Source organism: Sphingobacterium rhinopitheci (genome assembly GCF_022627575.1).
In the GTDB taxonomy this organism is placed as follows: domain Bacteria; phylum Bacteroidota; class Bacteroidia; order Sphingobacteriales; family Sphingobacteriaceae; genus Sphingobacterium; species Sphingobacterium rhinopitheci.
The window spans coordinates 1-23,650 of the sequence record NZ_JADEYQ010000023.1 but is presented as its reverse complement, the minus strand read 5'-3'; the positions used below and the strand labels follow the sequence as shown (position 1 = coordinate 23,650).

Annotated in this window: 22 protein-coding genes and 1 other RNA gene; 11 read left to right on the top strand and 12 right to left on the bottom strand. The window is 34.9% G+C overall.

What is annotated here, in order from left to right; genetic code table 11:
- Position 1 precedes the first annotated feature (1 nt).
- Positions 2–232 carry a hypothetical protein gene (locus IP023_RS14205; protein WP_241791059.1) on the bottom strand — a complete coding sequence of 77 codons (231 nt, stop codon included), beginning with the start codon at positions 230–232 and terminating at the stop codon, positions 2–4.
- A 95-nt stretch (positions 233–327) separates the two neighbouring features.
- On the opposite strand from IP023_RS14205, the gene dprA reads away from it, so the two are divergent.
- The 6 genes from dprA (at position 328) to IP023_RS14175 (ending at position 5,908) form a co-directional block, all read left to right on the top strand.
- Positions 328–1,425: a DNA-processing protein DprA gene (gene dprA, locus IP023_RS14200; RefSeq protein ID WP_241791058.1), complete on the top strand. Its 1,098-nt coding sequence runs from the start codon at positions 328–330 to the stop codon at positions 1,423–1,425.
- 13 nt (positions 1,426–1,438) lie between these two features.
- Positions 1,439–2,980 carry an MFS transporter gene (locus IP023_RS14195; RefSeq protein WP_241791057.1) on the top strand — a complete coding sequence of 514 codons (1,542 nt, stop codon included), beginning with the start codon at positions 1,439–1,441 and terminating at the stop codon, positions 2,978–2,980.
- Entirely contained in the window at positions 2,980–3,207 is a 228-nt protein-coding gene (locus IP023_RS14190; RefSeq protein ID WP_241791056.1) for a DUF6814 family protein, read from the top strand. Before IP023_RS14195 ends, IP023_RS14190 begins: the two co-directional genes overlap by 1 nt.
- A gap of 82 nt (positions 3,208–3,289) precedes the next feature.
- Positions 3,290–3,387, top strand: an RNA gene (ffs, locus tag IP023_RS14185) — signal recognition particle sRNA small type.
- 136 nt (positions 3,388–3,523) lie between these two features.
- On the top strand, positions 3,524–4,366 hold the full coding sequence (accD, locus tag IP023_RS14180; RefSeq protein WP_241791055.1) for an acetyl-CoA carboxylase, carboxyltransferase subunit beta: 843 nt from the start codon (positions 3,524–3,526) through the stop codon (positions 4,364–4,366).
- 129 nt (positions 4,367–4,495) lie between these two features.
- Positions 4,496–5,908: a sialate O-acetylesterase gene (locus tag IP023_RS14175; RefSeq protein ID WP_241791054.1), complete on the top strand. Its 1,413-nt coding sequence runs from the start codon at positions 4,496–4,498 to the stop codon at positions 5,906–5,908.
- On the opposite strand, the gene IP023_RS14170 is transcribed toward IP023_RS14175, so the two are convergent.
- Complete coding sequence (locus tag IP023_RS14170) at positions 5,905–6,249, bottom strand: hypothetical protein (RefSeq protein ID WP_241791053.1); 345 nt, start codon at positions 6,247–6,249, stop codon at positions 5,905–5,907. The genes IP023_RS14175 and IP023_RS14170 overlap by 4 nt on opposite strands.
- Positions 6,250–6,346: 97 nt before the next feature.
- On the opposite strand from IP023_RS14170, the gene IP023_RS14165 reads away from it, so the two are divergent.
- Positions 6,347–6,682 carry a MerR family transcriptional regulator gene (locus IP023_RS14165; RefSeq protein ID WP_241791052.1) on the top strand — a complete coding sequence of 112 codons (336 nt, stop codon included), beginning with the start codon at positions 6,347–6,349 and terminating at the stop codon, positions 6,680–6,682.
- On the opposite strand, the gene fbp is transcribed toward IP023_RS14165, so the two are convergent.
- The 3 genes from fbp to IP023_RS14150 form a co-directional block, all read right to left on the bottom strand.
- Entirely contained in the window at positions 6,677–7,687 is a 1,011-nt protein-coding gene (gene fbp / locus IP023_RS14160) for a class 1 fructose-bisphosphatase (protein WP_241791051.1), read from the bottom strand. The genes IP023_RS14165 and fbp overlap by 6 nt on opposite strands.
- A 75-nt stretch (positions 7,688–7,762) precedes the next feature.
- The gene (locus IP023_RS14155) at positions 7,763–8,257 is read right to left on the bottom strand and encodes a metallophosphoesterase family protein (protein WP_241791050.1); all 495 of its coding nucleotides are present in this window, start codon (positions 8,255–8,257) and stop codon (positions 7,763–7,765) included.
- A gap of 1 nt (position 8,258) precedes the next feature.
- Positions 8,259–8,912, bottom strand: coding sequence for a tRNA1(Val) (adenine(37)-N6)-methyltransferase (locus IP023_RS14150; RefSeq protein ID WP_241791049.1), 654 nt, complete (start codon positions 8,910–8,912; stop codon positions 8,259–8,261).
- Positions 8,913–9,025: 113 nt separating this feature from the next.
- Here IP023_RS14150 and IP023_RS14145 point away from each other — a divergent pair, with 113 nt between their 5' ends.
- Positions 9,026–9,544 (top strand): hypothetical protein, encoded by a 519-nt coding sequence (locus tag IP023_RS14145; protein ID WP_241791048.1) that lies wholly within the window; start codon positions 9,026–9,028, stop codon positions 9,542–9,544.
- A gap of 36 nt (positions 9,545–9,580) precedes the next feature.
- On the opposite strand, the gene mutS is transcribed toward IP023_RS14145, so the two are convergent.
- Positions 9,581–12,157 carry a DNA mismatch repair protein MutS gene (mutS, locus tag IP023_RS14140; RefSeq protein ID WP_241791047.1) on the bottom strand — a complete coding sequence of 859 codons (2,577 nt, stop codon included), beginning with the start codon at positions 12,155–12,157 and terminating at the stop codon, positions 9,581–9,583.
- Between the two features lie 247 nt (positions 12,158–12,404).
- Positions 12,405–12,776, bottom strand: coding sequence for a DUF2200 domain-containing protein (locus tag IP023_RS14135; RefSeq protein ID WP_241791046.1), 372 nt, complete (start codon positions 12,774–12,776; stop codon positions 12,405–12,407).
- A 975-nt stretch (positions 12,777–13,751) separates the two neighbouring features.
- On the opposite strand from IP023_RS14135, the gene IP023_RS14130 reads away from it, so the two are divergent.
- Both IP023_RS14130 and mtgA read left to right on the top strand, forming a co-directional pair.
- The gene (locus tag IP023_RS14130; RefSeq protein ID WP_241791045.1) at positions 13,752–15,062 is read left to right on the top strand and encodes a mechanosensitive ion channel family protein; all 1,311 of its coding nucleotides are present in this window, start codon (positions 13,752–13,754) and stop codon (positions 15,060–15,062) included.
- Positions 15,063–15,121: 59 nt separating this feature from the next.
- Positions 15,122–15,856 (top strand): monofunctional biosynthetic peptidoglycan transglycosylase, encoded by a 735-nt coding sequence (gene mtgA / locus IP023_RS14125; protein ID WP_241791044.1) that lies wholly within the window; start codon positions 15,122–15,124, stop codon positions 15,854–15,856.
- Between the two features lie 71 nt (positions 15,857–15,927).
- On the opposite strand, the gene IP023_RS14120 is transcribed toward mtgA, so the two are convergent.
- Complete coding sequence (locus tag IP023_RS14120; protein WP_241791043.1) at positions 15,928–17,004, bottom strand: lactonase family protein; 1,077 nt, start codon at positions 17,002–17,004, stop codon at positions 15,928–15,930.
- Positions 17,005–17,199: 195 nt separating this feature from the next.
- Here IP023_RS14120 and IP023_RS14115 point away from each other — a divergent pair, with 195 nt between their 5' ends.
- Positions 17,200–18,564 (top strand): peptidylprolyl isomerase, encoded by a 1,365-nt coding sequence (locus tag IP023_RS14115; RefSeq protein ID WP_241791042.1) that lies wholly within the window; start codon positions 17,200–17,202, stop codon positions 18,562–18,564.
- Between the two features lie 70 nt (positions 18,565–18,634).
- Here IP023_RS14115 and IP023_RS14110 read toward each other — a convergent pair whose 3' ends face one another.
- The 4 genes from IP023_RS14110 to IP023_RS14095 form a co-directional block, all read right to left on the bottom strand.
- Complete coding sequence (locus IP023_RS14110; protein WP_241791041.1) at positions 18,635–19,498, bottom strand: nuclear transport factor 2 family protein; 864 nt, start codon at positions 19,496–19,498, stop codon at positions 18,635–18,637.
- Positions 19,499–19,522: 24 nt separating this feature from the next.
- Positions 19,523–20,995 (bottom strand): cysteine--tRNA ligase, encoded by a 1,473-nt coding sequence (cysS, locus tag IP023_RS14105; RefSeq protein ID WP_241791040.1) that lies wholly within the window; start codon positions 20,993–20,995, stop codon positions 19,523–19,525.
- A gap of 29 nt (positions 20,996–21,024) precedes the next feature.
- Complete coding sequence (gene der, locus IP023_RS14100) at positions 21,025–22,329, bottom strand: ribosome biogenesis GTPase Der (RefSeq protein ID WP_241791039.1); 1,305 nt, start codon at positions 22,327–22,329, stop codon at positions 21,025–21,027.
- 168 nt (positions 22,330–22,497) lie between these two features.
- Entirely contained in the window at positions 22,498–23,445 is a 948-nt protein-coding gene (locus tag IP023_RS14095; RefSeq protein WP_241791038.1) for a TIGR01212 family radical SAM protein, read from the bottom strand.
- Between the last annotated feature and the right edge of the window lie 205 nt (positions 23,446–23,650).

The following is a 23,650-nucleotide window of genomic DNA, read 5'->3' as shown; positions in this document are numbered from 1 at the left end:
ACTAACCTATAACTTTTTGAATTTCAGCACCTAAAAAATTAACTTCCTCATCCATTCCAAACAAAGGTAAACCAGTTTCTGGATGCAGCTTCAACCAACTGGTCTCTGTATCCTTTATAATCTGTAAATATTCTTTACCATCTTTAAAAATAGTATAGGTATCTTTTTCATCAGGGAATACTGAATAAACAATATCTCCAAATTCCACATCAAAAGGTTCTTGCATTTCCATAGTCATACACTTTTTATACAAAGGTAATACACCAGATGGATTTTAACTAAAAATTTGGAATAAAAGCAAACTTCATTATATTTAAGAAACCATTTATGAACGAATTAGAAAAAATTGCTTTAACGAAGATTAAAGGCATTGGTCCTAAAATAAGTCGCACGCTATTAGCCTATTGCGGATCTGTAGAATCAATATTCTCTAGTTCAAAAAAACAATTATTGAGCATCCCTGGTATTGGCAATACAATCGTCAATATCATACATTCAAAATCATATCTCCAAGAAGCAGAAAAGGAATTAGCTTTTATAGAAAAGCATCATATCAGCGCTATATGGATTGAGGATGATGCATATCCCAAAAAATTGAAGAAATGCGAAGACGCACCAATTTTATTATACTACAAAGGAAGCGTACCCTTAAATCAACAACGTACGGTAAGTATTGTAGGAACGCGTAATGCGACAAATTATGGAAAGAAAATATGTGAAGACTTTATCTTTCAATTAAAGGAAAGCAATATACATATTGTATCGGGTTTAGCTTACGGTATTGATATCCACGCACATAAGCAAGCGTTAAAAAATTCTATTTCAACAGTTGCAGTATTAGGACATGGCCTCGATCAGATATATCCTTCAGCACATCGCGAAATTGCGCTGAGGATGTTAGAAAATGGGGGCTTATTGACCGAATTCCCCTCGGGTACAAATCCAGAGCGCGCACACTTCCCCATGCGCAATCGCATCATTGCTGGCCTTGCAGACGTTACAGTGGTGATTGAAGCGGCACAAAAAGGAGGAGCATTAATCACGGCAGAGATTGCGAACAGCTATAATAGAGATGTCTGCGCTTTTCCTGGCGCAATTGATCAAGAATACTCTGCCGGCTGCAATTATCTAATAAAAACTAATAGAGCTCATCTGATACGTCATGCGGATGATCTATGTTATTTAATGAACTGGGATACTACAAAATCAGTTAAAAATACTACACAATTGAATCTTTTGCAGAGTGAATTAAGCAAAGACGAGACAAAAATATATCTTTATATCAAGGAAAAAGAACATGCATCAATAGATGATATAGTGCTATTCTGTGATTGGCCGCAAAGTAAATTAGCAGTCACACTCCTTGAAATGGAAATGAAAGGTATTTTACTCTCCCTTCCGGGTAAAATATATCGACTTATATAAACCAACAAAAACTATGCAAACAAAAACACAAGACACCAAAGGAATTTGGAAAGTCATCGGAGCCTCCTCCTTAGGTACCTTAATAGAATGGTACGACTTTTTTATATTCGGAAGTCTTTCCATTGTAATCTCTACCAAATTCTTTCCTTCAGAAAATCCAACCGCAGCCTTTCTATCTACTTTAGCGACATTTGCTGCAGGTTTTGTGGTACGACCATTTGGGGCTTTATTTTTCGGTAGATTAGGAGACCTGATAGGTCGTAAGTACACATTTATGGTCACTTTAATGCTAATGGGTGGAGCTACCTTTCTAATCGGTTGTATCCCTAGCTTCGATACCATAGGCTATGCTGCACCGTTTCTAGTTCTTATATTGCGACTTTTACAGGGCTTGGCACTTGGGGGTGAATATGGTGGTGCGGCGACGTATGTGGCAGAGCACAGCCCTAAAGGACAGCGTGGTTATTGGACCTCTTGGATTCAAACGACTGCAACATTTGGATTATTTGTTTCACTAGTAGTCATACTTATTATACGGACTTTATTGACAGAAGAGCAATTCGATAGTTGGGGTTGGAGATTACCCTTTTTATTGTCTTTATTCATGGTTTATGTATCATACCTGATCCGTAAAAACATGGATGAGTCACCAGAGTTCAAAAAGGCTAAAGAAGAAGGTAAAACATCTAAAAGTCCTTTAAAGGATAGCTTTGGTAATAAATACAATCTAAAATTTGTTCTTTTAGCCTTATTTGGTGCAGCCATGGGGCAAGGAGTCGTCTGGTATACAGGCCAATTTTACTCAATGAGCTTCATGAAAATGATTATGCACCTCCATACCGATCAAGCGGATATGATTTTAGGAATTGCGCTCCTATGCGGGACACCATTCTTTGTTGTATTTGGTGCCCTATCAGACAAATTAGGAAGAAAATGGATTATGCTAGTTGGTATGATGCTTGCCTTACTTACCTATAGACCGATCTATGATGCTATGTACACACTTACAGACCTAGAGCAAAAAACAGAAATTGTAGCAGCAAAAATAATCAGAGATGAACTCATTCCTACGGATAATGGTAATATTAAAAAAACTACCATCGAAAGAACCTTTACCGACGGCACTATTGCGAAAGAAATAGTAAGCTCTAATACAGAAGTAATACCCAAAAAAGATCTACATGGCAATCCTATAGTAGACCAAAAATTAAGTGTTTACTTATCAGGAATGAACTATTTTATGTTGGTCCTTCTTATATTTATACAGATTATATATATCACACTCGTATATGGACCTATCGCAGCATTCTTAGTAGAAATATTCCCTGTAAAAATTAGATACACCTCCATGTCATTACCCTATCATATCGGCAATGGCGTCTTTGGTGGATTGTTACCTGCGATATCTACATATTTGGCGATCAATGCAGAAGCAGCAGGCGATCCTAAATTCTATTTAGAGGGACTTTGGTACCCAATAGTTATTTCGGCAGTATGTTTTTTCATTGGTGCATTCTATATTAACAAGTCAATAATCACTAAAAACGAAATTTAATGGGAACGATAAAAAAAATATTAGGCATAGTTTGGATATTCCTAGCTTTATTAGCTGCTTACTTTAGTGTTGTACAATTTGGCATCCCCAAATTACAGACAGGTCTTCAAGAAGATTTAGTTTTTGGGATTATAATTGTCTTTATTTTGACGCCAATTGTATCTATTGGGCTCGGATTATTTGGCTATTATGCATTAACAGGGGAATACGAAAACTCAAAAATGTAATTTTTCAAATTGATTATCAACGTTCTAACAAGAATAGTAAAATATTCTTTCGTTAGAACGTTTTTTTTTCTACTTTTGTGACGGGTAAGTCCTTTACGACCAGCTCCCTTTGAATCCCCCAGGATGGGAACATAGCAAGGGTAATTGGTTGAGCGGTGCGATAAAGGGAGCTTGCCCATTTTTTGTATATATACATTTCTACGCTCCAATCCCCTTTTTTTATATTTTTTATCGGTAAAGGTCAAAGTATTTTAACTATTTAATTTTAAGTTGTTACTTATCTTTCGTTTATTTGTAGTTCGAATAATACGAATGTATGAGTTGGTTTAAAAGAAATAAAGCAGGCATAAATACTGCTACAGAAAATAAAAAAGAGGCACCTGATGGAATGTGGAATAAATGTCCTAGTTGCAAAAAGCCCCTTTTAAATTTAGAACAAGTTGAAAACGACTACGTTTGTCAATATTGTGGATACCACCTAAGAATTGGTTCTGCTGCATATTTTTCAATTTTATTTGACAATAATGAATTTACGGAGCTATTCGCTAATTTAACGGCTGGAGATCCATTAAGTTTTATTGATAGCAAACCCTACCACGAACGTCTCGTAGAAAGCCAAGCAAAAACAGGTTTGAAAGATGCAATTCGTTCAGGTCATGGTAAAATCAATGGTCAAGATATTGTAATCGCTTGTATGGACTTCAATTTTATCGGTGGATCAATGGGATCTGTTGTTGGAGAGAAAATAGCACGCTCTATTGATTATTGTATTGCGCATAAACTTCCGTTTATGTTAATCTCAAAATCAGGTGGTGCACGTATGATGGAGGCGGCATTTTCATTAATGCAAATGGCAAAAACATCCGCTAAATTAGCGCTTTTAAGCCAAGCTAAACTTCCTTACATCTGTTTGTTGACTGACCCTACTACAGGTGGTGTAACAGCTTCATATGCGATGCTAGGCGATATCAATATTGCTGAACCCGGTGCATTGATTGGTTTTGCGGGTCCACGTGTTATTAAAGAAACAATCAAGAAAGATCTTCCTAAAGGTTTCCAAACATCAGAATTCGTTCTTGAGCATGGTTTCTTAGATTTTATTGTCGACAGAAGAAAATTAAAAGAGAAAGTTTCTACTTTCTTAAAACTAATAAAATAGTATAATAAGGTTTTATAAGAAAGAGCTAACTACTAATCATAGTTAGCTCTTTTTTTATGCAGGACAGTGCAGGACACTAAATTTTCAAAAACTTATTACCTTCCCCTACCATAAGCCCCATAAACTACTATGAAACTATTCGTTAACATTATTAGCACCATTATTTTCATCACATTTGGCAGCAGCTATACATTAGCACAATTGCATATGCCACATGTTTTTTCAGATCATATGGTATTACAGCGAGATTCAAGAGCTAATATATGGGGTTGGTCCTCCGCTGGTAGCAAGGTAAATATTGTTGGCAATTGGAATACTAAAGACACTATTAGCACGATAACAGATCATAATGGTAGATGGTCTACCCAGATTCCAACAGCTCAAGCGGGAGGACCATATACACTTACTATCCAATCTATAGGACAGACAATCATATTAAAAGATATTTTACTTGGAGATATATACCTATGCTCGGGACAATCTAATATGGAATGGGGCGGAAATCAAAATCTTCCTGAAATAATAGCCGAATTACCGCAGGCAAACAATCCCCATATACGATTGCTTCAAGTAAATAGAATTGGCTCTGCTACCCCACAAGAAAATATTCTAAACAAATGGCAGAGCTTAAATGCTACATCTTTAAAACCATTCTCTGCAATAGGTTATTTTATAGCGCAAAAACTCAATAAAGAAACCAATGTTCCTATAGGCATTATTAATTCCTCTTGGGGAGGAACAGCAGCCGAGGTATGGACAGCAAAAGAGGAAATACAAAAAGACAGCGAATTGCTAGATAATTCAAAAAAAGTAAGTCCAGACAAATATCGTCCTCACGAAACAGCCGTTTTATGGAATGCTATGCTCGCTCCGCTCCAAAAATTTAATATCAAAGGTATATTTTGGTACCAAGGAGAAAGTAATGTAGGAACATGGAAGGGATACGACAAATTAATAAAAACCATGGTAAATAGTTGGCGCCAAGCTTGGGCTGATGATATACCATTTTACTTTGTTCAAATAGCCCCATTTGCATACAACAACAAGGCTCCATTAGCAGCATTACTCCGTGAGCAACAAAGCAAGACCGCATTAGAATTACCAAAATCAGGAATGGTAGTGATTACAGATCTAGTAGACAATATCAAGGATATACACCCTATTCAGAAAAAAGAAGTTGCCCATCGACTAGCCAATATAGCGTTAAAAGATATATATGGCTATGAAGAAAAAGATATTATATCGCCTATATATAAAAATCATGTGGTGAATAAAGATAAAATTGAAATTGAATTTCATCATATAGACGGCAATTTGGCCATAAAAGGAAAAGAACTAACAGATATCTATATCGCTAGTGCAGATCAAGTATTCCATAAAGCACAGGGAATAGTAAAAGGCCAAAAACTAATCGTCTATAACAAAGAAATAAAAAATCCCGTCGCAGTAAGATTTGGTTTTTCGGAAACGGCAATGCCCAATTTATTTAACGAAAAAGGATTACCTATTTCTCCATTTAGAACCGACAATTGGGATTTTTAAAAATATTTTATAAATGCCCATCGCTTTCTAATGGATAGATAATGGAGGTTATATTGATTTAAATAGGCTTCTTTTTCGAAAGAAATAGACCGATAAGCTTTATTAAAGCTGCGGCAATGTATATAACGGATTAAGAATTCTATAAGATACAAACTATAGAAAGGCAATATCATCATTTCAAGAGCTTGTTGAATATGTATTCTTTCGTGATTTATCAATACTTTGTCCGCGACAAGGGATTCCTCAGAAAAAAATATAAATGGGAATATAGTAACTCCATTCGCTTTTTTAAAAGAAAATAATCCAGTCCAAAATTTACTTATTATAATAATTCCCTTCATATCAATACAATTATATCGAAAACAACAATTGTTCCTAACTTTTAAAATCCAATCCTAGATTGTATATTTGTTTTGAGAACAAATTAACAATTGAAGTATGCCTTATAAAGAACGCGAAATAAACAAATTATACTACACCATGGGTGAAGTTACAGAAATGTTTGACGTTAACGCTTCACAAATTCGTTTTTATGAAAAAGAATTTGAAATACTTCAACCCAAAAAGAACAAAAAAGGCAATCGTCTATTTACGCAGGAAGATATAGCCAACCTAAAGATCATCTTCAACTTAGTGAAAGACAAAGGTTACACGCTCCAAGGAGCTAGAGAATATCTACGTAGCAATAAATCTGAAGCAAAAGAGAACCAACGTGTCGTTGATTCTCTAGAGCGTCTAAAATCATTTTTGGTTGAAGTCCGTGATAGCTTATGATTGTGCAATAAATTCGAGCACCTTATCTACCATTTCCGAACTTCCTACTATAGCAGGGACACGCTGATGCAATTCTTGAGGTTCTATCTCTAGAATACGCTCTGTGCCCGTAGAAGCCTTACCACCAGCTTGCTCAATAATAAAAGCTATAGGATTACATTCATACATCAATCTCAATTTCCCATAGGGTTGACCTGCCGTTTGTGGATAAATAAAAATACCCCCCATCAGCAGATTACGATGAATATCCGCTACCATAGATCCAATATATCGTGATGTATACGGTCGATTAGAAGCAACATCCTCCTCTTGACAATATTTGATATATTGCTTTATCCCATTAGGAAATTTACTGTAATTACCTTCATTAATAGAATAGATTTTTCCTGAAGATGGGATTTTCATATTGGGATTCGAGAGGCAAAATTCACCTATAGAAGGGTCTAAAGTGAAACCATTAACGCCTTTACCTGTGGTATAGACCAGCATAGTAGACGATCCATAAATAATATAACCTGCCGCCACCTGCTTCAATCCATTTTGCAATAGATCTTGCTCCGTAAGCGACTCCCCTAAAGGCGAAATACGGCGATATATTGAAAATATAGTACCTACAGATACATTGACATCAATATTAGAACTACCATCCAAAGGATCGATACAAACAATATATTTGGCATCTTTAGAAACGCCAGTATCTGTCAATAAAATTCCCTCTTCTTGTTCCTCAGAGGCCACAAAACAGCATTCACCACCATCCTTGAGTGCCGCAATAAACTGCTCGTCTGCAAAAACATCGAGTTTTTTTTGATTTTCACCAAAAACATTGGTACTATCCCCGATGGACCCAAGAATATCAACAAGACCTGCCTTATTGACCTCCCTATTCACTATTTTGGCTGCAATACCAATATCACGTAAAAGACGTGACAACTCCCCCTTAGCATACGGAAAATCCGCTTGTTTTTCAATGATAAACTGACCTAGTGTTTTTATTGAAATCATAATATTATTTGATATAAATCAAAAGTATGAAAATTAAACACTATAAAAACAGTAAAAATTATATTATTATTAAAACTACCTATCTGCGAGTTCAATTATTTCTAAATTCTCAATTTTACCCTCATTTAAATCAAATCGCATCAATGTACGCACTTTATGCCAGCCTTGTCTTCCTGCAGCACCAGGATTCAAATGTAACAAACTTAACTTGGGATCGTACTGTACTTTGAGAATATGAGAATGCCCACATATAAAAAGTTTAGGTGGATTTGTAGTAATTTCTGTTTTCACTAATGAAGAGTAGCGCCCAGGATATCCTCCGATATGTGTCATCCATACATCTACCCCTTCACAATCAAAACGCAGATGCTCGGGGCAACGCAGCTGAATCTCTTTATCGTCAATATTACCGTAAACTCCCCTAAAGGGTTTAAAATCGACCAGCTTTTGTATTACGTCCATATTTCCAAAATCACCCGCATGCCATATCTCGTCACAATGTTCAAAATGTTTGAAAACAGCATCGTCCAGGTAACTATGGGTATCCGAAATTAAACCTATTTTTTTCATATTAGTAAGCTAAAAAGAATGGAGACAATAGTTTTTTATAATGATCAGTATACTCTCCTTTGGCCTTATATATAATTAGCTCTTCACTGCTAACATCCATATATTTGGTTTTACACAAATTAATAACCTGACGAATAGATTCCGTATTTTCAAAGGAACGCACCTCAACTTTATGCTTTAAAAAGAAGCCCATTTCTGTTCCCATTTCTGTCACTTCAATAGCCAATTCTGTGGGTAATATCAATTGCAAAGCGCCTATAGGCGATAATTTATCATAACTAAATGACAATAATTTACGAAAGAAATCGTGATCTGTATGCCTTGCTAAGGATTTTTTTACATCGGGATTATGAAGGGAGTTCGTATAAAAGGGAGGATTACTAATGATTAAGTCATATAATTTGGCCGGCTCAAGATCTTCAAAAGAACTATAATACGAATGTATGCGAACAGAGAATTTTGAATTACCAAAATTTTCCTTCGCTCTCAAATATGCTGCTTCATCGATTTCTACAGCATCAACACATGCTTCTTCAAATCGCTGTGCCAGCATCAATGCAATCACACCAGTACCGGTTCCTACATCCAATATATACTTTGGCTGTTCCCCTATGGAGATAGCCCCCAATAGTACACCATCTGTATTTATCTTCATTGCGCAATCGCGCTGATCTACTTCGAATTGCTTAAATCTAAAAACTGAGCCCATACGCAACAAAGGTAGACTTTTTCTTTCCTGAAATAATATGTATTTTTAGTAAAAAAAACATGAGTTTTATTCGATTATTTGCCCTTATCATTCTCTTATCAATCTACCAAAGTGTACATTGCCAAACACCATGTGAAACCATCACTAAGGCTTCAATTCAGGTGTTGCCAGACCTATTAAAGAAGAATGATTTTGAAAAAATACAAAAAGTATGTAATACCATGCAAAGCTCCTGTCCCAACAGTGAACTAGCTCTTCGCTTGGAAATCCTTATTCAAATAATTCAAAAAGAAAACACTGATAATAGTATTAATAATTATTTGGACCAGCAATACGAATCAATATTAATAACAAGATACGATGATGCAGCTCACAAAGACTATGAAAAAATTTATACAAACAACCCTGAGAAGTATCAATTCTTACCTTTGAATTCAGCAATAGACTCACTAATACAAGTAAAAGCAAAAGCATTACTGAACTCGCATCAATATACACTGACAAGAAATGAAACTGCCATGATGTACCTTTTTGCGGATTATATAGCTAATTTCTATAATGAAATAAACGCCTATTAGTAAGCTAATTATAGCTACGATAAAAAGATATAGTCGTTAACTCTTCAATACACGCTGTATCTCATCCAATTTCATCAATGCCTCCACAGGTGTCAAGGTATTAACATCGAGGTGATTTAGCATATCACGGATTTTTTCCAAGACAGGATCATCAATAGCAAACATCTGTAGTTGATGTGCTTGCTTTTGAATTTTGCGCATACTGTCCTTGATCTTTTCCCCGCCAGTGCGTTCTTGCTCCAAGCGTTTTAATATTTCCGAAGCACGTCCTATTAATTTTGGTGGCATACCTGCCAATTTTGCGACATGAATACCAAAACTATGCTCTGAACCTCCAGGCATCAACTTACGTAAGAAAATAACTTTATTATTCACCTCTTTTACGGTGACATTAAAATTTTTGATACGTGGCATTGAATTATTCAATTCATTCAACTCATGATAATGTGTGGCAAACAATGTCTTGGCACGTGCTGTAGGGTGATTGTGCAAAAATTCCGCAATTGCCCAAGCAATGGATATACCATCGTAGGTACTAGTACCGCGTCCGATTTCATCCAATAGTATCAAAGAACGATCAGACAAGTTGTTCATGATACTTGCTGTTTCATTCATCTCCACCATAAATGTAGACTCCCCTGAAGACAAATTATCCGAAGCACCAACACGCGTAAATATTTTATCTACCAAACCGATATAAGCTTCTTTGGCAGGTACAAAAGAACCAATCTGCGCCATCAATACAATCAAACCTGTCTGCCTCAACAAAGCAGACTTACCCGCCATATTGGGACCCGTGATAATAATTATCTGCTGTGTTTCAGGATCTAAAAAGGTGTCATTCGTAATATAATCTTCCCCTATCGGCAGGTTGCGTTCGATAACAGGGTGACGACCACCTTTGATATCCAATGTCTTAGCATCAGAAACCTCAGGTTTAATATAATAATTTTTCTCTGCTATGGTTGCAAAATTCAACAACACATCTAATTTAGCAATTAACTGAGCGTTGAGTTGAATAGGCTTGATATATTCAGCAATAGCAACCATCAGATCAGCATAGATCCGATTTTCAATAGCTTGAATTTTTTCCTCAGCCCCTAATATTTGATCTTCATATTCTTTGAGTTCTTCGGTGATGTAACGTTCTGCATTTACGAGTGTCTGCTTACGTATCCATCCCGTAGGGACTTTATCTTTATGGGTATTGGTTACCTCCAGATAATAACCAAATACATTATTAAAGGCTATTTTTAAAGAAGGGATACCTGTTGCTTCAGATTCTCTACGTTGGATTTCTAATAAGTAATCTTTACCTCCAAAAGCAACCTTACGCAACTTATCCATCTCTTCATCTACACCATCGGCTATAACATTACCTTTGTTCAAGGCTACAGGAGCTTCTGCTTGTATGGTAAAATCTATCTTGTCACGGATTAATACACAAGGATTCAATTGTTCAGATATCACTTGTAAAGACTCCGAGGCAGCAACATCCGTAAGGGTCTTAAGCTTTTCTATTGCAAATAAAGATCTTTTTAATTGATTTATTTCTCTAGGATTAGCCTTTTGCAAGCCAATCTTACTGATCAAACGTTCCAGATCACCTACTTGTTTTATTTCTCGGATTAAATCTTCACGTATCTCTTTATTTTTATAAAAATATTCAACCACATTCAAGCGTTCATGGATAGCCTTTTTCTCTTTCAGAGGCATTATAATCCAACGCTTTAATAAACGAGCACCCATTGGTGAGGCCGTTTCATCTAATACATCCGAGAGCGTAGTGGCATTTTCATTGGCCGAACCAATAAGTTCTAAATTACGAATAGTAAATCTATCCAACCACATGTAACGGTCTTCTTCAATACGCGATATATTAGAGATATGCTGTAAATTTCGATGCTCCGTTTCATTGAGATAATGCAATGCCACACCAGCAGCAATCACAGCTACAGGCATACGATCTATACCAAAACCCTTGAAGGAATTAACTTCGAAATGCTTTAGTAGCGTTTCATGAGCATAATCTCCAGCATAAGGCCATTCATCCAAGAAATAGGTGTAATAGGAAGGACCAAATTGTTCTAGAAACTCCTTTGATTGCTTTCTAGCCATAATTACTTCGGTAGGTTTAAACCCCTGAAGTAATTTGTCTATATAAGAAACAGTACCCTGAGCGACTAAAAATTCACCTGTGGAGATATCTAAAAAAGAAACGCCTACAGTAGTTTTGTCAAAGAATATCGACGCTAAGTAATTATTAGATTTTTGTTGAACAATACTATCGCTATACGATACTCCGGGGGTCACTAGCTCAGTAACACCACGCTTAACAATAGTTTTTGTTTGTTTTGGATCTTCCAACTGATCACATATGGCCACACGGCATCCCGCTCTGACCAATTTTGGCAAATAGGTTTCTAAAGAATGATGTGGAAAACCTGCTAAAGCAGTTTCAGACTCCGTACCACTACCACGCTTGGTTTGCACGATGCCCAAAATACGAGCCGCTTTAATAGCATCTTCACCAAAAGTCTCATAAAAATCACCTACACGAAATAACAATAATGCACCTGGATATTTAGCTTTAATGCTATTATATTGCTGCATTAGAGGAGTTTCTTTCTTTGCCTTTGTCAATGGAATTTGAATTTTAGTTGAAGTGTAAAAATAGGATAATTGTAGATATTAGGCAAGGGTATAATTCGGGTAATTCTTAATATTTACAAAGAATTGATCAGTACACGTACAGTTAATATTATAGTACGCTATTTATTGTAATTAACAGACTAAAAATAAAGCTGAAACAGTTTTTATGCAAACTAGCGTATGTGGAAAACTATCGTTACGATTTCATCTATTTATCCACCTGTCTCAATATTTTGGTCAATTCTTTACCTTTAGCGAGCTCATCTACCAACTTATCTAAGTAACGAACTTGCTGCGTCAGAGGATTGTTAATTTCTTCAACACGATATCCACATATTACACCTTTAATAAGTGAAGAATTAGGATTTAAAGTCGCTTCATCAAAAAATACTGAAAAGGAAATCTTATTATCTACACATTGCTGTAATGTATCAACATCGTAGCCCGTCAACCAACATATTACTTCATGAAGCTCTGCGACAGTACGACCTTTTTTAACAACTTTTTCCACATAATGTGGATAAACTGAAGCGAAAGTCATATTAGCTATCTTTTCATCCTGACTTTTAGTACTCTTCATCTTGAATAATATTATCTATAACTAAGCTAATATAATAATATTTCAGCGCATTATAAACTCATAATACCGACTACAATGCTGCATTGAACGTAAAAATATATTGTTAGAAGAGCTTATCCACAAACTTTCCATAACAGGTATATAATTCCTATAGTAGAGTTTAATTATCAACAATTATAACATACTATGCTTCTAGTTATCCACATCACAGTCTATACGCCGTTAAATTAACATATACAAAGGTACTTTTTAAACAAAACACGATACACAGACGACAAAATCATATCAAAAAATACATATTAACGCAATTACTCCACACTGTTTTCCACAATTTGTGGAAAACAGTGTGGAGTAAGGTTAGTAACCTTTATAAAAAAAATACTAAAATCAACTATAATAAAACTTAACTCTTTGTAAATAAAGATCTAGGAAAAATTATATTTTATAAAAGCCATTGTTAAGAACATAAATTTAGAATTTGTGTGGATACGTTCAAAAGAATGCTTAAAGTTCAATAATGAGTAATTTTAGTATAAAAATAAACACTTATCCACATAAGGTACACAGTTGTTAAATAACGTAAGTAATTCGAGCTTAGGTTAAATACTAAGATTAATAGCATATTTCAGAATAGCATCATAAGAACCTATTAAACAAGACATAAGAAGCATTTAAATAAAATTTAAACTAACTCCACATACTGCAATTTTTCCCTAAAGACCCTCAAAAAAACAGCATACCGAAAACTATTATCCACAACAAAACACAAATTTGTTAACAAAGTGTTGATAACTCAAATCAAATAGACACCTCACCTCTAAAATCAATTGTAGACTGATAAGAATCTGTGGAAATCCTTGTATTAACTGAAACTTAGGGAAAAAGATAATAGTAGCTCTATACTAAATCAACAGTATACGATGCATAAGGTATAGTCACTGTACAAAAGTTAACTATTTATTATATTTGCAGCATATGGAAAATGAAGTAATTGATCTTTCACTAATAGACTCAGCAAAGAATAATCAAATCTATGATACTACGTATCATATTATCGAAAAATTAAAACTAACAGAACAAACTAGCCATATTATAAATTCGTTGGTTTTACTTAGCATCACTGTTATTGCATTATTAGCAATAGATTGGCTGACACGCCGATTCCTATTGGCCATCTCAACAAAATTTATTCTAAAAACTAAAACCCAGGTCGATGATTTTTTGGTTAATAATAAAGTATTAGAAAAATTAGCCCATCTGGCACCTATTATTATTGCAGATATTTTACTACCTATCGTATTTGCGGGATACCCCAATTGGCTCAATGCAATCTCCAAAGGGGTAGATGTAATATTGATATTGACCGTATTGCAAGTAGTAAATGCTATACTAAAGACATTGAAAGATATATTGCGCTTACAAAAATCTTTTGTCGACAAACCCTTGGATAGCTACCTTCAAGTGGCACAAATATTCTTGATGTTCGTAGCAGGTACATTTATATTCTCCATTTTGACGGGTAAATCACCAATTTCATTTTTAGTATCCCTTGGAGCGGCATCGGCCATATTAATGTTAGTATTTAAAGATACTATTTTAGGATTTGTAGCCAGTATACAAGTATCGGCTAATGACTCGGTACGTGTTGGGGATTGGATAGAAATGCAAAAATATGGAGCAGATGGAACAGTACTTCAAATCACATTGAACAATGTTAAAATACAGAATTTTGATAAAACCGTAGTTACCATCCCTACTCATACCTTATTGACAGATTCTTTTAAAAATTATAGAGGAATGCAAGAATCAGGTGGACGAAGAATAAAAAGAGCTATCAATATAAAGATATCTACCATCCGCTATCTAAAGGAAGATGAAATACAGAATTTAAGATCTATTCACTTGCTGAAATCATTTATTGACGAAAGACAGGAAGAGATAAATACATATAATAAAACACACGCTGTGGATCAATCTAACTTAGTAAATGGTCGACGGATGACTAATATTGGACTATTCCGTGCCTACGTAACAAAATATGCACAACAAAATAAAAATATACATAAAGAATTTACGTTGATGGTAAGGCAAATGCCGCCAACAGAGAATGGCCTACCGTTAGAACTTTATATGTTTACGAATAGTACCGTATGGGAGGAATATGAAGATACTGTTTCTAATATGTTTGACCATCTATTTGCGGCTATCAAGTATTTTGATTTGGAGGTATTCGAATTACCTGCCTCAGATGATATAAGACAATTATTACAGAGACAACAGCAATAGTATTTTACTTAGAATTAGTGATTTTTAATTAGGTTTGTAAAATAATTCCAACGGTAAATATGGCTATTAAGCGTACTTATAATCAAAAAACAAGAAAAAAGTCTGTTAAGCGTAATTGGATCAATTTGGTGAAAAAATGGGCTATACGTCTCGTTGTAGGATTTTTTGCAATTACTATACTATGGGTGCTAGCCTTAAAATTTATCAATCCACCAATTACATATTTAATGATTCAGCGTGGTTTTGAATGGAAAAAAGAAGGCAAGGGATTTAAAATCGAAAAGGAATGGCTTGATTATAATGCTATATCCAATAACCTCAAAAAAGCCGCTATAGCAGGCGAAGATGCTCATTTTATGACCCATAATGGATTTGATACAAAAGCCATATTAGAAGCATTTGAAAAAAATCAAGAAGGTAAAAAATTAAGAGGAGGAAGTACGATAAGCCAACAAGTAGCAAAGAATATTTTTCTATGGCCTGGGAGATCGTGGGTACGAAAGGGTCTAGAAACATATTTTACCTTCTTAATAGAAATATTTTGGAGCAAAAAAAGAATATTAGAAACATACCTTAATGTCATAGAAATGGGGCAAGGCGTATATGGTGCTGAAGCTGCTTCCCGCTATTACTTTAACAAATCAGCTACTAATTTAACAAAAAAAGAAGCCGCATTGATTATAGCTATCTTACCAAATCCTAGAAAATGGGACGCGCGAAGACCATCAAATTATGTAAATAGAAGAGCCAATAGTATAGTACGCTATCTAAATCATTATTCAATACCTGAATAATAAAAAACCTCTACGAATTTTAGACATGCCCCAAAAAAGTTAGACACTTATTTGGGGCATTTTTATTATGCTTAAAAAATAGTACAAACAGAACTCGGAATAGATTCCCTACGATTGACACTCGTCAACTGCCCTGTTTTAGTATCTCTCTTGAAATAAGTCAATCCATTAGTAAGCTGATTAGAAACAATGACCCACTTCTCATCAGGAGACAATTGTACATTACGTGGTGAATTTCCTTCAACAGAAATGATTTGCAAAGGCTTTAATAAACCGTCTTTTTTCACGGCATACACAGCAATTTCATTGGCTTGACCGCGATTTGTAGCGTAAATAAATTTAGCATCAGCAGTCATCTTTATATCTCCACCGCCATGCTCACCATTAAAACCAGCTGTATACATAGGCACTATTTGTTTACTATTCCATTTACCCTTATTAAATGCTAACACTTCGATTTCACCGGTCAATTCAAGTACTGCATAAAGTAAAGTACCCTTGTCATTAAAAACAACATGCCTAGGCCCTCCCCCAGCTTTAACATTGATTTCATCCACGATATTAAGCTTATAGCCATCGTTATTTTTAGTTATATTCATTTTATAAATGATATCTCCACCAAGATCACTAACAAACAAAAACTGACCATCTTTACTAAAGAAAGCAGAGTGTATATGTGAACTTGCTTGACGACTTTTATTGAGGCCTGAGTTTTTAAAAGCGATAAAATCTTCTTGTTTATTTAAACTACCATCCTTATTAATAGAATATAATACCAATGAACCGCTGGAATAATTAGAGACAACAGCTACAGGAATAGTTGGCGATAAACTAACGTGACAAGGGTGCGCACCATTGGTTGGTAAACTATTCAAAATAGCACCATTACCGAGATCTACAGCTGTTATTGTACCTTCTACATCTTCATTCACCGCGTAAAGAAAATTTTCGTCTCGGGCGATAAAAGAAGGATTACTCATACTTATAGTATTCTTAAGTCTAGCAACTCCTGTAGCTTGATTGAAATCATAAACATAAATACCTTTACTGCCATTATTAGTATATGTGCCGACATACATAGGTTTCATTTGTGCTATTAAGGCAACAGAATAGAACGTTAAAATTGAAAGAAGAATGCTCTTTATCATAAGTATACTATTTTATCTAAATATATGAGTTAAAAATCGTTAAAACTAAATACCTCTCCGTTGAAAATACTATATTCGCAGTATATAGCATATTCGTAATCACGCAGAATATTGAGATATTTATTGTTATCAATATACTACAATTACAAATTATTCTAATATTTTTGTATCAAATAAATTTTGAACCATATTTTAATGAAAAAAATCTTCGGAATATTTTTTATTCTTTCATTATTCCTATCTACAGTTACAGCTCAAGAGCGTTTAGTGGATAAAGTAATAGCCACGGTTGGTTCTGCCTTCATACTTCAATCGGATTTAGAAATGGAGTATACGCAATATTTGGCGCAGGGAAATAAAAGTGATGAAAAAGTAAAATGCTACATTCTCAACCAATTATTAGTACAAAAGCTATTGTCACAACAAGCAGCAATAGACTCTATAGAGGTGTCAGAAACAGAAGTCGATGATCAACTAAATTTCAGAATTCGCTCCATGGTACAACGTGCCGGTGGAAAAGAAAGATTGGAAGAATTTTTGAATCGTTCTATTTTACAACACAAAGAAGAGATGCGTCCTGCTGTAGCAGAACAATTACGCGGTAATAAAATGCAGCAACAATTGGTTTCTAAAGTGGATGTTACCCCGCAAGAGGTTAATAAATATTTCAAAAGTTTAGACCAAGATAGCTTACCTTATTTCAATACAGAGATAGAATATTCACAATTGGTCATAAATCCATTATTAACAAAAGAAGAGAAAGATCAATTTCGTACTAAGGCCGAAGAATATAGACAGCAAGTTTTGAATGGTTCGGATTTTGGTACAATAGCACGATTCTATTCGGAAGATGGTTCTGCCCCTTATGGAGGTGAATTGGGTTATAATACAAGAGAGAATTGGGTAAAAGAGTTTTCAGCTCAAGCATTTCGTCTAAAGAACGGTGAAATTTCACCTGTTTTTGAAACACAATATGGTTTTCACTTTTTGCAAGTATTAGACAGAAGAGGTGAAGAAGTAAACGTTAGACATGTATTGATTACAAAAAAACCTACTCCAGCATCATTAGAAAGAGCTAAAGCAAAGATAGACAGTATCTCTGATCAGATAGCTGCTAAAAAGTTTAACTTCAATTCGGCAGCGTCATTCTATTCGGATGATAAAGAGACTAAATACAATGGTGGTGTTGTGAGTAATATGGAAGATCGCTCTACATTGATCCCTATAGATCAATTGGACGATGTAGCCGTATTTAATGCTATTGATCCTCTAAAGGTAGGAGAAGTTTCAAAACCGGTCCTTTACACGGATAAAAGAACAGGTGAAAAATCATACAGAATCTATTATTTAAAATCCCGTATTGCGCCTCATAAGGCAAATATGAATCAAGATTTTGCTAAGATTAAAGAAGCTGCAAAACAAGATAAAACGAACCGTACCTTAAGTGAATGGTTTGAAAAGAAAAGAGGAACCACCTATATCGATGTTGATCCAGAGTTTGGTACATGTGAGGAGCTAAAAGTATGGATGAAAGACAAAAATCAAATAGCCCAGAAATAACAAAATTATAATATATACAAAAAAGGTCGAATCATAGATTCGACCTTTTTTGTATATATTAATAGAAATACTATCTTTCAAAAAGCATTTCTAATGCTACACGCCACTGAAAATCGTCTTTAAGCTCCCATACACGAATGTAATTAAACTTAATAGCCTTATCATTATCATATACCGTAGCAGTACCTAGAGAATAGGCCAATTCACCGCTATAAGCACGTCCTACCTTCAGGGGTTCAGTAACGATTTCAATTCTATTTTTTTTCAAAAAATTGAGCACGTTATTCTTGCCTTCCATTTCTTCCTGCCAAGGGAAGTAAAAACGAACATCATCAGCTAAGAACTCTTTATATGCCGCTTGATTATCGGCTTTTAACACTTTAGAGAACAACTCATCATTAGACATGATAATATCTTCTCTTTGCTGTAAACGTACTTTAGAACGATGCTTTAAATACCAAGAATCATCAGGTTCAATATATATAAGTTCTTTAGCATCCTGCTTACCATAATTTTCAACTTCAGCACGTAAATCTACTTTCCATTCTCCCTTTTTATTTCTTTTCCAAATAATAATATATTGACCATTACGCTGAACAGCCCCTACTTTTTGAAATTGAATTTTCCCAGAAGTAATACCAAAATCTTGACTCTTTGAAAGAAGTGCAAAATTTGGCTCCCAAGACATAACATCAGCGATGTTAGGTCTATTATTCAGGTAATTATAGGCATTTACCGCTGAAGGAACATAAAAAACAGATTCCTTATCAATAATAGAAGATAAGGCACTATGAGGAGATTCTTGTTTAGCGAGAGCAGCAGCATTTCTGTCGACACTAATTAAACCACCAATTTTTTCAGGCAATTGCGCTTTTGCAACAGAAGAAACAAAAGCAAACGCAATACATGATGTTGTAAAAATACTTGACCTCATCTAATTTAATTTCTATCTACAATATCAAATCTTATTCCAAAGCGTACCGTCTTTACTGTCCTTAAGTTGTATACCAACTGCTGCAAGTTCTTGACGAATTCGGTCTGAAGTAGCAAAATCTTTATTCTGCTTCGCTTCATTACGCATGGAGATAACCAAATCCATTAATTTGTCAAAACTATCCGTTTCACCTTCTAATTGATCGTTTTTCAATCCCATTACGTCAAAGACAAAATGCTGCATCAAAAGTTTAATTTCTGCTAAAGTATTTTCATCTACTTGTTGTTTACCATCATAGATAGAATTGATCAAACGCACTAATTCAAATAGCTCAGCAATAAGAATAGGACTATTAAAATCATCATCCATAGCTGCATAACAACGTTGCTTTAGCGCGACTAAATCAGTATCAATTTTATTATTTGCAGAGGGCGATATTTTATCCAACAAGCTGATAGCAGTCATCAGACGCTTATATCCTTTTTCTGCTGCATCTAAAGCATCATTAGAAAAATCCAATGTACTTCGGTAATGCGCCTGCAACATAAAGAAACGCACCGCCATCGGTGAATACCCTTTAGTAAGCAAGGGATGATCCCCAGAAAATAATTGCAATGGAAGGAAACCATTACCAGAAGATTTTGACATACGTGCACCATTTACCGTAAGCATATTCGTATGCATCCAATATTTTGCGGGTTGCACATGATTACAAGCTTCAGATTGTGCTATTTCATTGGTATGATGCGTAGCGGCCAAATCCATACCACCACCATGAATATCAAAACTATCACCAAGATATTTTTGACTCATCGCCGAACATTCAATATGCCAACCTGGGAAACCTACGCTCCACGGAGAAGGCCAACGCATGATATGTTCGGGTTTGGCTTTAATCCATAAGGCAAAATCCAAACGACCCCGTTTCTCATCCTGTCCACCTAGCTCACGCGTGTTGTTAAGCATATCTTCAAGATTGCGATTAGTCAGAATGGTATAATTATATTTCTGAACATATTTGTCTACGTCAAAATAAACAGTACCATTGACTTCATAAGCATATCCATTAGCAATTATTTGCTTAATCATTTCTATTTGTTCGCTAATATGACCAGTCGCTGTAGGCTCAATACTTGGAGGAATAGTATTAAAAAGACGTAAAACATCATGAAAACCTATGGTGTACTTCTGTACAATTTCCATAGGTTCTAATTGTTCTAATTTTGCTTTTTTAGCAAATTTATCATCTCCTTCATCATTGTCACCTTCCAAATGCCCTGCATCTGTTATATTACGAACATAACGAACCTTATACCCCAAATGTAATAGGTAGCGGAAGATCAAATCAAAAGACACAAATGTCCTACAATTGCCAAGATGCACATCAGAATAAACCGTTGGACCACAAACATACAAGCCTACCATATTAGGATGTATAGGTTCAAATTTTTCCTTTTTACGCGTCAGTGTATTGTATACGACCAAATTGTGTTGCATATAAAATGAGATTGTTTAAAGTGCTAAAATTATTTTTGTCTAAAATATACTTGAATAGGAACACCCGTAAAGTCAAAATTATCTCTTAATTTATTCTCTACAAAGCGTTTATATGGATCCTTAATATACTGTGGCAAATTACAGAAAAAAGCAAACATAGGTGCTCTTCCAGGTAATTGTGTAGCATATTTAATTTTAATGTATTTACCTTTTGAACTTGGTGGAGGATAACTTTCAATGATGCTCAACATTACGTCGTTCAATTTTGAAGTAGCTACCTTTTTGGTTTTATTTTTAAATACCTCCATCGCTGTTTCTACAACTTTAAAAATACGTTGTTTTTCCGTTACCGAAGTAAATATAATAGGCACATCAGTAAAAGGAGCAATCTTTTCACGGATACGAGCTTCAAACTCTTTCATCGTTTTATGATCCTTTTCAATAGTATCCCATTTATTAACAACGATTACGATACCCTTTTTATTTTTTTCCGCTAAATGGAAAATATTAATATCTTGACCTTCAATACCATCGTTTGCATCAATCATCAAAATAACAACATCAGAATCCTCTAGAGCACGTATAGTACGCATTACAGAATAAAATTCAATATCTTCACTTACCTTGCTCTTACGACGCAAACCTGCAGTATCTACCAACAAAAATTCATGACCAAATTGATTATAATGAATTTTGATGGTATCACGCGTTGTACCAGCAATATCTGTTACTATATTTCTATCTACACCTAATAAAGCATTCGTTAAAGACGATTTACCAACATTAGGACGACCTACAATCGTAATTTTTGGTAAAGATTCTTCTTCTTCTTCCTCTTCCTCTGGAAAATTAGCTACTATAGCATCTAATAGCTCACCTGTACCAGATCCTGTCGCTGAAGAGATATTATATATCTCGCCAAGTCCGAAGGCATAGAATTCAGATGATGCATGATGCAACTTAGCATGATCCACTTTATTCGCTACCACAAATACAGGTTTTGATGTTCTACGCAATAAATCCGCAATTTCATCATCCAAATCTGTAGTACCCACAGTTACATCCACCATAAAAATAATAGCTGATGCTTCTTCTATAGCTATATGTACTTGATCACGAATAGCTTCTTCAAATATATCATCTGAGCCGTGTACAAAACCACCTGTATCAATTACAGTAAATTTTTTACCAATCCACTCAGCGGATTCATAATGACGATCACGTGTAACACCACTAAAATCATCTACTATCGCTTTTCTACTTTCAGTCAAGCGATTAAACAAGGTCGACTTCCCAACATTCGGGCGACCTACAATTGCAACAATGTTTGCCATACTTTTAAATTTATTTTTCTCGCGCGTTACCGTCACGGCAACTATATTCATTAATCCATTGCGCAGGATAAATACTATGTCAAGAAAAACGAGTTCCTTAAAGTAAATATCTGTACAAGAATTTATAAGATTTACAAAGGTAATTAAAATGGAGGAAAAGTTATACCACTAAAAAGAGTATAAGGTTCCTTGTTTTACACCTCTAGCTTCTAATCCTTTGTCTATATAAGTTTGAATAGCTGATTTCTTTAAACCCCAATTTGGTGCTATCAATAAGTCTTGATCTGCAATACCAAAAACACGCTGAATAATAATATCAGGACGTAATAAAGGAATAAATTTTGCTAAGAAATCTGTATATTCTTCAATAGAAAAAAGCTTAAAGGGTTCTTTTTTAAACTTAGCACCCATAATGGATCCTTCGACAATATGTAGATGATGTAACTTAACATATTTTATATTAGCCTGTTTATTGATTTCATCAGCATACCTCAACATCATCTCTTCCGTTTCCCATGGAAACCCAAAGATCGTATGAACACATAGCTCGAGAGGTGTATTTTGCAACATCTTCATCGTCGACAAAAATTCATCATGCGAACATCCCCTATTTATACGGTTCAATGTATCATCATAAATGGATTCCATACCCATCTCCAAATCGACATCATACCTATCTGTATAAGATTCCAACAGGGCAATTTTTTCAAAATCCAAACAATCAGGTCTAGTTCCAACAGACAAGCCAAGTACATTGTCAGGGTCAATACTCAAGGCTTCATCATACATCATTTTCAACAAATGTGTAGGCGCATAAGTATTTGTATTAGGTTGAAAATAAATAATGAATTTTTCAGCACCATAATTTGTACGCGCACGCGCAATACCATTTTCAACTTGTTCACGAATAGATGGAATCTTGCGAGCAGTATCAGGAGTAAAAGAATCTACATTACAATATGTACAGCCTCCATACCCTTTACTGCCATCCCTATTAGGACAAGTAAAATTACCATCTACAATAACTTTAAATACTTTCTGACCATTATACTTATCCTTTAGATAAGCCCCATAATGGTTATATGGCTTAATACCATTGTCTAACGCTGTTCCCATTTGAATACAAAGATAACTATTTCAGTTAGTAAAGAGCTTAAAATTATTAAGACTCACTGTTCATAAACAGTATAATATAAAGTCTATAAACGCAAAAAGCCTTAGATTTCTCTAAGGCTTCTGTTTAAAAAAAGGCACCGACCTACTCTCCCACCTGTTACGGCAATACCATCGGCTCGGGCGGGCTTAACTTCTCTGTTCGGAA